This window comes from Streptomyces sp. SCL15-4 (assembly GCF_033366695.1).
Lineage (GTDB): Bacteria > Actinomycetota > Actinomycetes > Streptomycetales > Streptomycetaceae > Streptomyces.
On sequence record NZ_JAOBTQ010000001.1, the window covers coordinates 1,902,756 to 1,916,329 of the forward strand.

Annotated in this window: 12 protein-coding genes; 2 read left to right on the forward strand and 10 right to left on the reverse strand. The window is 73.4% G+C overall.

Features of this window, described 5'->3' with window-relative positions; translation table 11 throughout:
* Window positions 1-343: 343 nt before the first annotated feature.
* From SCK26_RS07985 to SCK26_RS08025, 9 genes are all read right to left on the reverse strand, one after another.
* Window positions 344-3,196 carry a DEAD/DEAH box helicase gene (locus SCK26_RS07985; RefSeq protein WP_318200561.1) on the reverse strand — a complete coding sequence of 951 codons (2,853 nt, stop codon included), beginning with the start codon at window positions 3,194-3,196 and terminating at the stop codon, window positions 344-346.
* Window positions 3,197-3,293: 97 nt separating this feature from the next.
* Window positions 3,294-3,875: a sugar kinase gene (locus SCK26_RS07990; protein ID WP_318200562.1), complete on the reverse strand. Its 582-nt coding sequence runs from the start codon at window positions 3,873-3,875 to the stop codon at window positions 3,294-3,296.
* Complete coding sequence (locus tag SCK26_RS07995; RefSeq protein WP_318200563.1) at window positions 3,872-5,017, reverse strand: ROK family glucokinase; 1,146 nt, start codon at window positions 5,015-5,017, stop codon at window positions 3,872-3,874. Before SCK26_RS07995 ends, SCK26_RS07990 begins: the two co-directional genes overlap by 4 nt.
* A 143-nt stretch (window positions 5,018-5,160) precedes the next feature.
* Window positions 5,161-5,931, reverse strand: coding sequence for an ATP-binding cassette domain-containing protein (locus tag SCK26_RS08000; protein WP_318200564.1), 771 nt, complete (start codon window positions 5,929-5,931; stop codon window positions 5,161-5,163).
* Complete coding sequence (locus SCK26_RS08005; protein WP_318200565.1) at window positions 5,928-6,971, reverse strand: ABC transporter permease; 1,044 nt, start codon at window positions 6,969-6,971, stop codon at window positions 5,928-5,930. Before SCK26_RS08005 ends, SCK26_RS08000 begins: the two co-directional genes overlap by 4 nt.
* The gene (locus SCK26_RS08010) at window positions 6,968-7,972 is read right to left on the reverse strand and encodes a sugar ABC transporter substrate-binding protein (protein ID WP_318200566.1); all 1,005 of its coding nucleotides are present in this window, start codon (window positions 7,970-7,972) and stop codon (window positions 6,968-6,970) included. Before SCK26_RS08010 ends, SCK26_RS08005 begins: the two co-directional genes overlap by 4 nt.
* 197 nt (window positions 7,973-8,169) lie before the next feature.
* Window positions 8,170-8,907, reverse strand: a complete 738-nt coding sequence (locus SCK26_RS08015; RefSeq protein ID WP_318205956.1) for a GntR family transcriptional regulator — start codon at window positions 8,905-8,907, stop codon at window positions 8,170-8,172.
* Window positions 8,908-9,532: 625 nt separating this feature from the next.
* Window positions 9,533-10,219, reverse strand: coding sequence for a response regulator transcription factor (locus tag SCK26_RS08020; RefSeq protein ID WP_318200567.1), 687 nt, complete (start codon window positions 10,217-10,219; stop codon window positions 9,533-9,535).
* A 280-nt stretch (window positions 10,220-10,499) separates the two neighbouring features.
* Window positions 10,500-11,771, reverse strand: a complete 1,272-nt coding sequence (locus tag SCK26_RS08025; protein ID WP_412080719.1) for a sensor histidine kinase — start codon at window positions 11,769-11,771, stop codon at window positions 10,500-10,502.
* A gap of 194 nt (window positions 11,772-11,965) precedes the next feature.
* Here SCK26_RS08025 and SCK26_RS08030 point away from each other — a divergent pair, with 194 nt between their 5' ends.
* Both SCK26_RS08030 and SCK26_RS08035 read left to right on the forward strand, forming a co-directional pair.
* Window positions 11,966-12,166, forward strand: coding sequence for a hypothetical protein (locus SCK26_RS08030; RefSeq protein WP_318200569.1), 201 nt, complete (start codon window positions 11,966-11,968; stop codon window positions 12,164-12,166).
* 90 nt (window positions 12,167-12,256) lie between these two features.
* Complete coding sequence (locus SCK26_RS08035) at window positions 12,257-12,652, forward strand: ribonuclease domain-containing protein (protein ID WP_318200570.1); 396 nt, start codon at window positions 12,257-12,259, stop codon at window positions 12,650-12,652.
* Window positions 12,653-12,747: 95 nt separating this feature from the next.
* Here SCK26_RS08035 and SCK26_RS08040 read toward each other — a convergent pair whose 3' ends face one another.
* Window positions 12,748-13,560: an AIM24 family protein gene (locus SCK26_RS08040; RefSeq protein WP_318200571.1), complete on the reverse strand. Its 813-nt coding sequence runs from the start codon at window positions 13,558-13,560 to the stop codon at window positions 12,748-12,750.
* Window positions 13,561-13,574: the final 14 nt, after the last annotated feature.

The window sequence follows — 13,574 nt, forward strand, 5'->3', positions numbered from 1 at the left end:
GCGTCGGCGGTCCGGCGGGCGGCCGCCGCTCTGAGGGCCGCCCTCGCCACATCGGCGGGCCTCGGCCGCGCGCCGGGATCCGCACCGGCTCCGGCAGGGCCACGCGACGGCCGCGCCTCGTCGGGCGAGGAACCCTCCGCGCCCCGCGCCACCGCCCCGTCGACCGTGCCCGGCTCCGCGCGCTCCCCGTCGACCGGATCCTGCGCCGCGCCCGGCTCAGCGCGCCGCTCCTCGGCCGGGCCCGGCGCCGGACGCTCCTCCGCCGCCGTACCGGGCGTCCGCCGGCGTGCCTCCCGGAGGGCTCGGCGGGCCTCCTCGGCGGGGTGGGTGTGGTCGGGGGGCGTCATGGCGTCCTCCGGAGGGAGACGAGGTCGGACAGCTCGCGGTCCGTCAGTTCGGTGAGGGCCGCCTCGCCGGAGCCGAGGATGGCGTCGGCCAGGGCGCGCTTGGCGGCGAGCATCTCGGCGATGCGGTCCTCCACCGTGCCCTCGGTGACCAGGCGGTGGACCTGGACGGGCTGGGTCTGGCCGATGCGGTAGGCGCGGTCGGTGGCCTGCTCCTCGACCGCCGGGTTCCACCAGCGGTCGAAGTGGACGACATGGCCCGCGCGGGTGAGGTTCAGACCGGTGCCGGCGGCCTTCAGGGAGAGCACGAGGACCGGGGTCTCGCCGCTTTGGAAACGGTCGACCATGCGCTCGCGCTCCGGTACCGGCGTGCCGCCGTGCAGCAGGTCGACCGGGATCGCGCGGGCGGACAGGTGGGCGGTGAGCAGCCGGGCCATGCCGACGTACTGGGTGAAGACGAGGGCCGAGCCGTCCTCGGCGAGCAGGGTGTCCAGCAGCTCGTCGAGCAGGGCGAGCTTGCCGGAGCGGGCGGCCAGGCGCTCGGGGTCGGGCCGTTCCTTCAGATACAGCGCCGGATGGTCGCAGATCTGCTTCAGCGCGCCGAGCAGCTTCAGCACCAGGCCCCGTCGTGCGATGCCCTCGGCCGTCTCGATGGCCAGCATCGATTCGCGCACCACCGCCTCGTACAGCGCGGCCTGTTCCCGGGTGAGCGGCACCGGATGGTCCGTCTCGGTCTTGGGCGGCAGTTCCGGGACGATGCCCGGGTCGGACTTCTTGCGGCGCAGCAGGAAGGGGCGGACCAGCCGGGACAGGCGCTCGGCCGCCTCCGCGTCCTCGCCGCTCTCCACCGCGCGGGCGTGCCGGGCGCGGAAGGACTTCAGCGGGCCGAGGAGTCCGGGGGTGGTCCAGTCGAGCAGGGCCCACAGTTCGGAGAGGTTGTTCTCCACCGGGGTGCCGGTGAGCGCCACGCGCGCGGGCGCCGGGATGGTGCGCAGCGCTCTGGCGGTGGCCGAGTACGGGTTCTTCACGTGCTGGGCCTCGTCGGCGACGACCATGCCCCAGGACTGACCGGCGAGGTGCGGGGCCGCCGACCGCATCGTGCCGTACGTGGTGAGGACGAAGCCGCCTTCGACGCCGTCCAGGCTGCGGTCCTGGCCGTGGAAGCGGCGGACCGGGACGCCGGGCGCGAACCGGGTGATCTCCCGCTGCCAGTTGCCGAGGAGGGAGGCCGGGCAGACGACGAGGGTGGGTTCGGTGCGGGCCCGCTTCAGGTGCAGGGCGATGAGGGTGACGGTCTTGCCGAGGCCCATGTCGTCGGCGAGGCAGCCGCCGAGGCCGAGGGAGGTCATCAGGTCGAGCCAGGCCAGCCCGCGCAGCTGGTAGTCGCGCAGGGTGGCGTGGAGGCCCGGGGGCGGGTCGGCGGGACGCAGGCCGGCGGTGAGCCGGTCGCGGAGGACGGCCAGCGCGCCGACGGGGACGGCCTCGACGGTCTCGCCGTCCACCTCGGCGGTGCCGGTGAGCGCGACGGACAGCGCGTCGACCGGGTCGAGCAGGCCCAGTTCCCGCTTGCGGGCCTTGCGGACCAGCGCGGGGTCGACCAGCACCCAGCGGTCCCGCAGCCGTACGACGGGGCGGTGGGCCTCGGCGAGGGCGTCCATCTCGGCCTCGTCGAGCGGTTCGCCGCCGAGCGCCAGCTGCCAGCGGAAGCCGAGCAGGCCGGCGCTGTCGAAGAAGCCGGTGCCGTCGGTGGCGGAGCCGGGGGCCGGGCGGATCACGGCGGTGGCGGTCAGGTCGCGGGCGAGGTCCCGGGGCCAGTGCACGGCGACCCCGGCGGCGGCCAGCCGGTTCGCCGCGACACCGAGCAGGTCGCTCAGCTCCTCCTCGGACAGGGCGAGGACGTCGGGCACGTCCTGCTCGGCGAGGCGGTCCAGCGGCGGCCACACCCGGGCGGCGCGCCGGACGGCGAGGGCGGCGTCCACGCGCGCGCGGGGTCCGAACGCCGGGTCGGCCTCGCCCGCCCACAGGGCCGCCGCGTCGGCCACCAGGGTGGGGTCGGCGAGGCTGTGGACCTGGACGACGGCGGCGCCGGCGGCGCGGGCGCCGTCGCTCGCGCCGGTGTCGAAGACGTCGTACGCCGACAGGTCCAGGCGCAGCGAGACGCGGACGCCCGCGTCCATGCCGGCGGCGACCTCGGCCGCCCACGCGTGGGCGGCGGGCAGGCTCTGGGGTGCCTGGGCGGCGAAGGGCCGGCCGGAGGTGTGCGGGGCGGCGGGGGTGCGCGGGAGGGTGTCGGCGACCGCGTCGAGGAAGGAGCGGACGAGGGCCTCGGGCTCGGGCAGGCGCAGCGCGCCGGGGCCGGGGAGCGGCACGGCGTGGCCCTCGGGGGGCAGGGCGGCGGCGATCGCGCGCAGGTGGGCGAGGTCCTCGGGTTCCAGCGGGCCGGCCCGCCAGGCGTCGTGGCCGGCCGGGGTGAGGCCGGGCAGCAGCCGGCCGCGGGCGACGAGCCGCAGCGCGTGCAGGGCGGCGGCGCTCCAGCAGGCGGTGGCCGGGTGGGCGGCCGGGTCGCGGCGGGCGCGCACCAGCGGCGGCAGGGCCCGGGCGAGCGGCAGGGTCAGCGCGGGCACCTGGCGGCGGCGCACTCCGCTGCCGTGGCGGCGTACGACCGTCAGCTCTTCGGCCGTGCCCTCGGGTGCCGTGGGCAGCGCCTCGCCCGAGGGGTCCCAGAAGGCGAGGCGGCCGTCGCGGGGCAGGGGCGCGGGCAGATAGACGCACGCGAGGCGCGCCCACCGCGGGTGCCCGGTCTCCCGGGAACTCTCCGTGTGCCCGGCCTCCACGGCCGTGCCGCTCGTCATCCGTCCTGCCACCTCCCGCCCACGCGTCGGACCAGTCGTCTTCGACTCTAAGGGCGGGGTCTGACAATCGGCTCCGGGGCCCGGACGGGACCCCGGATCACGGGACCGTGCGGGAGACCACGTACACCATCGGGCGCTGGGGGTCGGACAGGTTGACGACCACGTCCTGGGTGGGGGCGGGGTTCTTCTGCTCGTGGGTCAGTCCCTGCCAGGGGCCGGGGCCGGTGAAGGTCCAGCCGCTGACCTCGCGGTCGCGCTCGCCGATCGTGATGTCGTCCTTGCGCAGCTGCTGCGGGCGTGCGCCCATGGCGCCGAGGAAGCTGTCGAGGCCGGCGGGGTTGGTGCGGAACTGGACGTAGAGGCGGCTGGTCTTCCAGTTGTTCGTCTCGTAGTAGGCGATGTCTTCGGCGGGGTGCGGGACGGACACCTGGTAGAGGCGGCGCTGCACCTTGGAGGGCCAGCCGGCGGTGAGGCCGGTCGCGGAGTATTTGGCTTCCTTGTCCTTGCCGCTGTCGCGGCTCTGGTTGGCGGAGATCACCAGATAGCCGGCCGGGACGCCGATGAGCAGCACGATGATCAGCAGGGTGATCGCCCGGCGCCGGGCCCGGCGCCGGGAGTTCTCGGCGGGCCGGTCCGGCCGCGGTGGCGGACCGCCCTGGTGGGGCAGCGAGGGCGTCATGCGGTGTCCCGGGCGCGGCGCGCCTCGGCGTACCGCTCATAGCGCTCGTACCGCTCCACCCGGCGCCGCTTGGCCCGGCGGAACCGGCGGGCGACCAGCCGGGCGAGGTCGGCGGCGCCCACCATGCCGGCCTCGGGGCCGAGCTGGGCACGGGTGATGCGGGCCTCGGGGCGGTAGCCGCGGCCGGTGAGGTGGCGCTTGAACGCCTCCCGGGCCGGGCCGATGAGCAGGTCGTCGGCGGCCGAGACACCACCGCCGATGACGAAGCAGGAGGGGTCCAGGGCGGCGGCGAGGTTGGCGATGCCGACGCCGAGCCACTGGCCGATGTCCTGGAGCAGTTCCACGCACATCGCGTCGCCCTCGCGGGCCAGCTCCGTGATCATCGGACCGGTGATGTCGTCGATGTTGCCCTTGACGTGCTCGATGATGCCGTAGGCGACCGGGGAGTCGGCGGCGGCCAGCTCCTTGGCCTCGCGGACGAGCGCGTTGCCGGAGCTGTACTGCTCCCAGCAGCCGCGGTTGCCGCACGGGCAGCGGTGGCCGCCGGGCACGACCTGCATGTGGCCGAATTCGCCGGCGACGCCGAACTTGCCGCGCTTGACCTGGCCGTCCTCCAGGATGGCGCCGCCGATGCCGGTACCGAGGGTGATCATCACGAGGTGGTCCTCGCCGTGGCCGGCGCCGAAGCGCCACTCCGCCCAGGCGGCGGTGTTGGCGTCGTTGTCCACCAGGACCGGCACGGAGAGCCTGCTGGCGAGGCGGTCGCGCAGCGGTTCGTTGCGCCAGGACAGGTGGGGGGCGAACAGGACGCGGTTGCGGTCGGCGTCCACCCAGCCGGCCGCGCCGATGCCGACCGCGTGCACGTCGTGCCGGTCGGACAGGTCCAGGACCAGCTCGACGATGGTGTCCTCGACGACCTTCGGGCTCTTGGACTTGTCCGGGGTCTCCGCGCGGAGCTTCTCCAGGATGTTGCCGTCGGCGTCCACGACGCCCGCCATGACCTTGGTGCCGCCGATGTCGATGCCGACCGTGGGCACGCGGGGGGCGGTCAGGTGGGACCGGCGCTCCCGTGTGCCGACGGTGCGCAGGACCGGGGCGCGGCGGGAACCGATGGGGGCGGTGAGGTCGCGGTAGGTGCTCATCGTTGGACGATTCTGCCGCACGCTCACGCCGGGTGCCGTACGGGGCGGGGAGGCGGGGGGTGCGCGTCCGGTGCCGGGCGCGGGTCCTTCGTGGTTTCCCACGCCCGGGCGGCGCGGCCGTACACCGGCACGGCCCCGCGCCCTCAGCCTCGTTGCAGTTCGTGTACCAGGGCGTCCAGGTCGGCTCCGCCCGCCATCTGCTTGGTCAGCTCGTCCAGGGTGATGTCGTCCCGTGTGTAATTGCCCACCATCGCGCCCCGCCTCAGGAGCACGAATCTGTCGCCTACGAGGTACGCGTGATGCGGGTTGTGGGTGATCAGGACAACGCCCAGGCCCTCGTCGCGTGCTGCGGCCACATACTTCAGTACCACTCCGGACTGCTTCACGCCCAGGGCGGCCGTCGGCTCGTCCAGGACGAGGACCTTGGCGCCGAAGTGCACCGCGCGGGCGATCGCCACGCACTGGCGTTCGCCGCCGGAGAGGGTGCCGATGGGCTGGTCGACGTCCCTGAGGTCGATGCCCATGCGCAGCAGCGCCTCGCGGGTGGTGCGGCGCATCAGGTCGATGTCCATGCGCTTGAACGGGCCGGCGCCCTTGCGGGGCTCGGAGCCGAGGAAGAAGTTGCGCCAGACCGGCATCAGCGGGACGACGGCCAGGTCCTGGTAGACCGTGGCGATGCCCCGGTCCAGGGCCTCGCGCGGGGAGGAGAGCGTGGTCTCCTCGCCTTCGATGCGCAGCGTGCCGCCGTCGTGGCGGTGCAGGCCCGCGATCATCTTGATCAGCGTCGACTTGCCCGCGCCGTTGTCGCCGAGGACGCAGGTGATCTCACCCGCGTGGACCTCCAGGGAGACGCCCTCCAGGGCGCGGACGGTGCCGTAGTGCTTGCTGACGTCGGTCAGTTCGACGAGGGTCATGCGGTCGCCTCCGCGCGCTTGCGGACCCAGGCGTTGAGCAGGGTCGCGAGGAGCAGCATCGCTCCGAGGAAGAACTTGAACCAGTCGGGGTTCCACTCGGCGAAGACGATGCCCTTGCTGGTCATGCCGAACAGCAGCGCGCCCACGGCCGAGCCGACCGCGCTGCCGTAGCCGCCGGTGATCAGGCAGCCGCCGATGACGGCCGCGATGATGTAGATCAGCTCGTTGCCGACGCCCTCGCCGGACTGGACGGCGTCGAAGGAGAAGAGCAGGTGCTGGCCGGAGATCCAGGCGCCGAAGGCGACGCCCATGTAGAGGCCGATCTTGGTGCGGGTGACCGGGACGCCGACCGCGCGGGCCGCCTCCTCGTTGCCGCCGACGGCGAAGATCCAGTTGCCGGTGCGGGTGCGCAGCAGGATCCAGGAGGCGAGGACGACCAGGCCCAGCCACCACAGGATGGTGACCTTCACGTCGACGCCGCCGACGGTGAGCGTGGAGGCGAAGACGGCGCGGGCGCTCTCGAAGCCCTCCATGTCGCCGATGGTCTTGGTGGAGACCGTGTCGTCGATCAGCTTGGTGAAGCCGAGGTTCATGCCGGTCAGCATCAGGAAGGTGCCCAGCGTGATGATGAAGCTGGGCAGCCTGGTCCGGGTGAGCATGAAGCCGTTGAAGGCGCCGATGGCCAGCGTGACCAGCAGCGACACGCCCACGCCGACCCAGGTGTTCGCCGTCATCTGGTAGCTGAACATCGAGGAGATCAGCGCGGACGACGTCACCATGACGCCCGCCGAGAGGTCGAACTCGCCGCCGATCATCAGCAGCGCGACGGGTACGGCCATGATGCCGATGGTCGACGAGGCGTACAGCACCGTGCTGAGGCTGGAGGCGCGCACGAAGCCGTCGGCGACGAAGGCGAAGAAGACGAAGACGGCCAGGGCGCCGACGACCGAGCCCAGCTCCGGGCGGGCGAGCAGCTTGCGCAGCGGGGAGGCCGGCAGCAGCCGTTCGTCGGCCGGCTTCTCGCCGGCGACCGCGCTCATCGGGTGCCCCGCTTGGTGTACTCGGCCAGCTCGGCGGCCTGGTCCTTGGTGACGATCTGCGGGCCGGTCAGCACCGGCTTGCCACCGCCGAGGACGTCGTCGTTGTACTTGTACAGCCACAGCAGGTCGACGGCCTGGTAGCCCTGGAGGTACGGCTGCTGGTCCACGGCGAAGCCGAGGGTGCCGTCCTGGAGCGCCGCCGCGACCTGGGGGTTGAGGTCGAAGGTGTCGATCTCGGCCTTGCTGCCCGCGTCCGTCCTGGCCTTCACGGCGGTGTCGGCGTAGGGCGCGCCGAGGGTGACGACGGAGTCGATGGACTTGTCGGCCTGGAGCTTGGCTCCGACGGCGGACTGCACGTCGGGCATGTTGGTGCCGTTGACGTAGAGCTTGCGCAGCGTGCCGCGGAAGGTCTTGGCGACGCCGTCGCAGCGCTGCTCGTGGCCGACGTTGCCCTGTTCGTGCAGCACGCACAGGGCCTTCTTCCTGCCGCGCTTGTTCAGCTCCTCGCCCACGGCCTCGCCGGCGATGGTCTCGTCCTGGCCGATGTGGGTGAGGGCGCCGAAGGCCTTGGACTCCTCCGAGCCGGAGTTCACCGTGATCACCGGGATGCCGGCCTTCTCGGCGCGGGCCACGGCGGCCTTCATGGCGTCCGGCTTGGCGAGGGTGACGATGATGCCGTCGACCTTCTTGTCCACGGCCGCGTCGACCAGCTGGGCCTGCTGCTGGGCCTCGTCGTCGTGGGAGTACAGGAAGTTGATGTTGTCCTTGACGGCGGCCTGCTTGGCACCGCTCTGGACGATGTCCCAGAAGGTGTCGCCGTCCCCCGAGTGGGTGATCATCGCGAAGGTCCAGCGGGGGGTGTTCACCGCCGCCCTGCCCTGGGCGGCGGCGGCCTTGCGCGCGTCCTCCGCCCGCTTTCCTCCGGTGCTGCTGCATGCCGCGAGGGACACGGAGAGTGCCCCCGCCAGCGCTATGCCTACCCAGGTCCGAAACCGTGCCACGAGGCCCGTGCCCTTCTTGCCGCTCTTGCTCTGCTCCGACGTACATAAGGGGCCGGCGACCTCACCGTGGGCGCTTCCCGGCGGTGACTCACCTGCCCCAAACACTTCAGTATCGGACATGCCGCATGCGGATGGCACGACCGGGGACCATGGAACGGCCGTTCTGTCCGGATATCGCAGTAAATGCCGTGGTGTGGTCACGGTCGCACCAGGAGCTGGAACTCGAAGGAGTAGCGGCTCGGGCGGTAGGTGTGGTCGCCCAGCTCCACCGCGCGGCCGGTGTCGTCGTAGGTGGTGCGCCGCATGGTCAGCAGCGGGGCACCCTCGGCCTCGGTCAGCCGCTCGGCCTCGGTGGCGGTGGCGCCCCGGGCGCCGATGGACTGGCGGGCGCTGTGCAGAGTGATCCCGGCGGAGCGCATCAGCCGGTACAGGCCGGTGTCCTCCAGCCGGCCGGTGTCCAGGTCGAGCAGGCCCGGCGGGAGGTGGTTGATCAGGTAGGCGATGGGTTCGCCGTGGGCGAGGCGGAGCCGCTCGACGCGGTGCACCTCGCCGCCCTCGGGGACGCCGAGCGCGGCGGCGACCTCGGTGGGGGCCGGGACGACCGTGTTGACCAGCACCCTGGTGGCGGGGCGCTGGCCGGCCGCCTCCAGGTCGTCGTAGAGGCTGCTCAGTTCCAGCGGGCGCTTGACCTGGCTGTGCACGACCTGGGTGCCCACGCCCCGGCGCCGGACGAGGAGCCCCTTGTCCACGAGGGACTGGATGGCCTGGCGGACGGTCGGCCGGGACAGCCCGAGCCGCGCGGCCAGCTCGATCTCGTTGCCGAGCAGACTGCCCGGGGTGAGGCTGCCGTGCTCGATGGCGGACTCCAGCTGCTGGGAGAGCTGGAAATACAACGGCACCGGGGAGCTACGGTCCACGCGGAGGTCGAGCGCCACGGACGGGTCCACATCTGGTTTCGGCACGGGGCCGAGCGTAGTCCCGCGCCTGGGTGACGGGAAGTCGTGTAGTCAGGTTGTCCGGACATAGGTCGGGACCGGTCGGTTCCAGCGCTCCGTGGCGTTCCCGGACGGCGGCCGCGCGCGACGGCGAACGCGTCCGCGCCTTCCACCCACCGCGACCGTCACAGCGATCCGGCCGCGGAAGCGGAGGGTGACGCGCGACGTTGCCGCGCCGCGGAGGACCCACGGCCACGGCGGCGGCCGGTCACCGTCCTCGGCTCCCGTGAACAGCGGCGGCCCTGCCGGGCAGCCCGCGCGGCGCCGCCTAGCCGCACGGTACGGTGACCGGCTCGTTCGGATCATGGCGGAGCAGGGCTGGCCGGCGGCGGAAACGGTCGGCGCGGAGAGGGCGCGCGCCGCATGGCCCATCGCCCACCACGCTGGCCGGCGGCTCGACATCCGGCGGCGCGCCCTCCACCTGATGCGGCACTCGGATCGCCGCTTCCGTGGCCCGCGAAGAGCCCCGGCGCCCGGACGAACTCCGCGCGGAAGCCGACACCGAGCCCTTCGCCGAGTACGTCGCCGAGTGCGCGGGGGCCTGGCCGTCCCTTCCCGGTGGCGTCTAGAGACCCTCGCCGCCGTCGCCGTCCAGCAGCCCGGCGTCGTAGACCAGGAGCGCGATCTGCACCCGGTTGTCGAGGCCGAGCTTGGCGAGGACGCGGGAGACGTGGGCCTTGACGGTGGCCACGCTGAGGAAGAGTTCGCCGGCGATCCGCGCGTTGGCGAGCCCGCGTCCGACGGCGACGGCGACCTCGCGCTCGCGGTCGTTGAGGGCGGCGAGCCGTTCGCGCGCCCGGGTCTGCCGGGCGTCGGCGGCGGAACCGGCCGCGTGCCGCATCAGCTGCCGGGTGACCGCGGGCGACAGGACCGGGTCGCCCGCGGCGACCCGGCGCACCGCGTCGACGATCTCGGCGGGCGGGGTGTCCTTCAGCACGAAGCCGGCGGCGCCGGCGCGCATGGCGTGCAGGACCTGTTCGTCGGCGTGGAAGGTGGTGAGCACCACGACCTGCGGCGCGTCCGGCCGCGCGCGCAGCCGTCGCGTCGCGGTGATCCCGTCCACCGCCGGCATCCGGAGGTCCATGAGGACGACGTCCGGCCGGGTCCGCCGCGCCAGTTCCTCGGCCTCGCCGCCGTCGGCGGCCTCCCCGACGACCTCGATGTCCCCGGCCCCACCGACCATCAGCGCCAGACCGGCACGGACGAGGGGGTCGTCGTCGACGAGGAGGAGTCTGATCGGCGTCGCAGTCATGGGGTTACGTAATCACGCCGGGCGGAGCGGGGCGGCGGGACGGTCGGTGGTGGAGGGTGAGCGCAAGGGTGGCTCGACAGCCTGCCGCCAGCCGCCCCGTGAACTCACCCGCCTTGCGAGGCGCGGCGCCGGAAAGGCGAGTGGTCGGGTGCCGTGTCCGTCGCCTCGGCCGAGGCCGGACGCGGGCGGGATTCCAGGCAGCCTCCGGACCGGAACGCCGCTCGCGCCGTCCGCCCAGCCGACGCGCGTACGACACGGAAGGCATCCACGGACGCTCTTCTCATCCCTTCGGCCACGGCAGCCACCCCCGTACCTCGAAGCCGCCGTCGGGCCGGGCGCCGTGCCGGAGGTGGCCGCCCGCCAGAGTGGCCCGCTCCGTGAGGCCGATCAGGCCCTGGCCGGAGCCGGGGACGGGCGGGACCTCGGCGGGCGGTGCCGGGTTGGTGACGGTCACCGTCAGGCCGTCGCCGGGAGCGCCGGTCAGGCAGACGGTGACGGCCGTGCCCGGGGCGTGCTTGCGGGCGTTGGTCAGGGCCTCCTGGGCGATGCGGTAGGCGGTGCGGCCGACGGAGGCGGGGACGGCGGTGGGATCGGCGACGCGGTGGTCGAGGACGACCTTCGTCCCGGCCTCGCGGCACTCGGCGACCAGGGCGTCCAGCGCGGCCAGCGTCGGCTGCGGCCGCCCGCCGGACGGCTCCTCGGCGTCGCCGGCCCGCAGCACACCGATGATCTCCCGCAGGTCCTGCAAGGCCTCGTGGGCGCTCTCCCTGATCACGCCGGCGGCCCGCGCGATCTCCTCGCGGGGCGCGTCCGGCCGGAACTCCAGCGCGCCCGCGTGCACGCTGAGCAGCGTGAGCCGGTGCGCGAGCACGTCGTGCATCTCGCGGGCGATGGCCTCCCGGGCCAGCCGCTGGGCCTGCTCGGCGCGCAGCCGGGCCTCGGTCTCCGCCCGGTGCGCCCGGTCCCGCAGACTGAGCATCAGCATCCGCTTGGAGCGGACGAACATGCCCCAGCCGGTGATCGACACGGTGAGCAGCGCGGTGAACGCGACGACGCCGGTGTAGGGCAGATCGGGATCGGGCCGCGCCCAGTACAGGAGCGGGACCAGCGCGAGTTCGGCGCCGCCGATCCAGGCGACGTACCGGAAGGGCCGGTGCACGGCGAGCGTGAACAGGGCGACCATCGCCGTGCCGCCCGAGGTGTTGGACAGCAGGCCGACCGGGACCATCGCGACGGCGAGCCCCACCGGCCACCGGCGGCGCAGCCAGAGCGCGGCGCAGGACAGGCCGCCCAGCACCTGGTCGAGGACGGCGAGGGAGTGCGGCAGGCCGGTCTCCTCGGCCACCGACCGGGCCGCCGCCAGGCCGATGAGGACGGCCAGGAGGAAGCAGGAGAAGTCGACGACCCAGTCGCGCGCGGTGCGCCGCGGCCGCCGGCCCGAGGGCCCTGCGTCCGGGTCCAGCTCGTGGACCAGCGCGGACGGGAACAGCCACCGTCGGCCCGTGAAGTCTCTCGGCGCCCGCGCCTGCTCGTCGTCGCTCACGGTCGGCAAATCTACGCACGGTCGGTGTCCCGCCGCCGCCCCGGGCCGGTGATCACCGACCCTGCGACCGGCCGCGGCCGACCGAAGTCGCACCGCCGGGAGACTTTGGTCGCGGGCCGCCGGGGCGGAAGGCGGCCCTTCGGCGGCGGACGCTCGCCGCGCGGCCGATGCGCGGGGCGTGGCCGCCGGGCGAGAGTCGCCGGGTGAGACAGCTACTGGAACTTCTCGGATTCATCGCGCTGGTGCAGGGCGTCATGGGCCTGGTCCACGAGTTCACCGACTGGCGGGTGGGCCTCGTGCAGAGCCTCGGCTTCCTCGACGGTTACGAGGTCTACGCGAGCGGCGGGCTCGTGGTGCTGGCGCTCGCGCTGTTCGCCGCGGCGGAGGGCCGGAAACGGCCGTAGGTTAACCCCCGGAAAAATCATCGGACGTACCGGGAAACTCTGCGTGCTTGACATTGACATGCCATGATCTACGCGCGTCATCATGAGGCCATGAGATTCCCCCCACGCGCGACGCGCATCGGTGCAGCAGCCGCCCTCCTGTCCGCCCTCCTCGTGGGCGGCACCGTCACGGCCACCACGGCGGACGCCGCGGCACAGTCGGTCGGCAGCATCTGTTACGGCGACCTTCCCGCCCAGGCGTACGACACCCTGGACCTGATCGCACAGGGCGGCCCGTATCCGTACTCGCAGGACGGGAGCGTCTTCCAGAACCGGGAAGGCGTCCTGCCCGGCCACACGGCCGGCTACTACCACGAGTACACCGTGATCACTCCCGGCTCCTCCACCCGCGGTGCGCGGCGCATCGTCACCGGTGAGAAGTACCGGGAGGACTACTACACGGCGGACCACTACGCCTCGTTCGACCTGGTCGACTACGGCTGCTGAGCCCCTCCCCCACGGGCCCGGCCCGAGGAACGGCGCGACACCCCGAGGCCCGGCCCGCTCCGGCCGGGCCTCGGTCTTCGCCGCGGGCGTCCCGGTCAGCCGGCGTGAGTGGAGAACAGTCCGCCGGTCGGGCCCTGCTTGTCGCCGCCCTGGGCCTTCTTCAGGGCGTTGGCCAGGCCCTCGATGGTGAGGGACTGGAGGATCACCCGGCCGTCGCCCTCCAGGGTGGCCAGGGACAGGCCCTCGCCGCCGAGGACGGCGTTCATGATCCCCTGGCGGTTGAGGCCGCCGACGCGCTGGACGCCGTACCGGATGCCCTCCTCGAAGGCGACCACACAGCCGGTGTCGACCTCGATGCGGCCGCCGAAGTCGGCCGGGTTCAGGTCGATGAAGTTGCCCGCGCCGGCGATGATCACCGTGCCCCGCCCGGTGAACTTCTCCAGGACGAAGCCCTCGCCGCCGCTCATGCCGGTGCGCCCGCCGGCGAAGGCGATGCCGAACTCGACGCTGGACTCGGCGGCCACGAAGGCGTCCTTCTCGGCGAACCACGCGCGCGTGCCGTCCAGTTCCAGGGCCCGCATCTCCCCGGGAAGCACACCCGCGAAACCGACCGTGCCCTCGCCGCCCTGGGCGGTGAAGTACTGGAAGGCCAGCGACTCGCCGGCGAGCATGCGCTGCCCGACCTGCATGGCGGTGCCCATGGCCTGGCGCAGCAGCCCGCCCATGCCGCCGGAGCCGCCCTGCTGCTGTCCGCCGCCGCCCGACGGGCCGGACAACCGGGTCTCCATGGTCACGTTCGCGGTCTTGAACAGGAACTTGCCGGCCTCGCAGTACACGGTCTGGCCGGGGCGCAGGCTGACGACCGCCATCTGCATGGCGTTGCCGACGATCTCTTGCTGAAGGGTCACGTGAGGGAGAACGC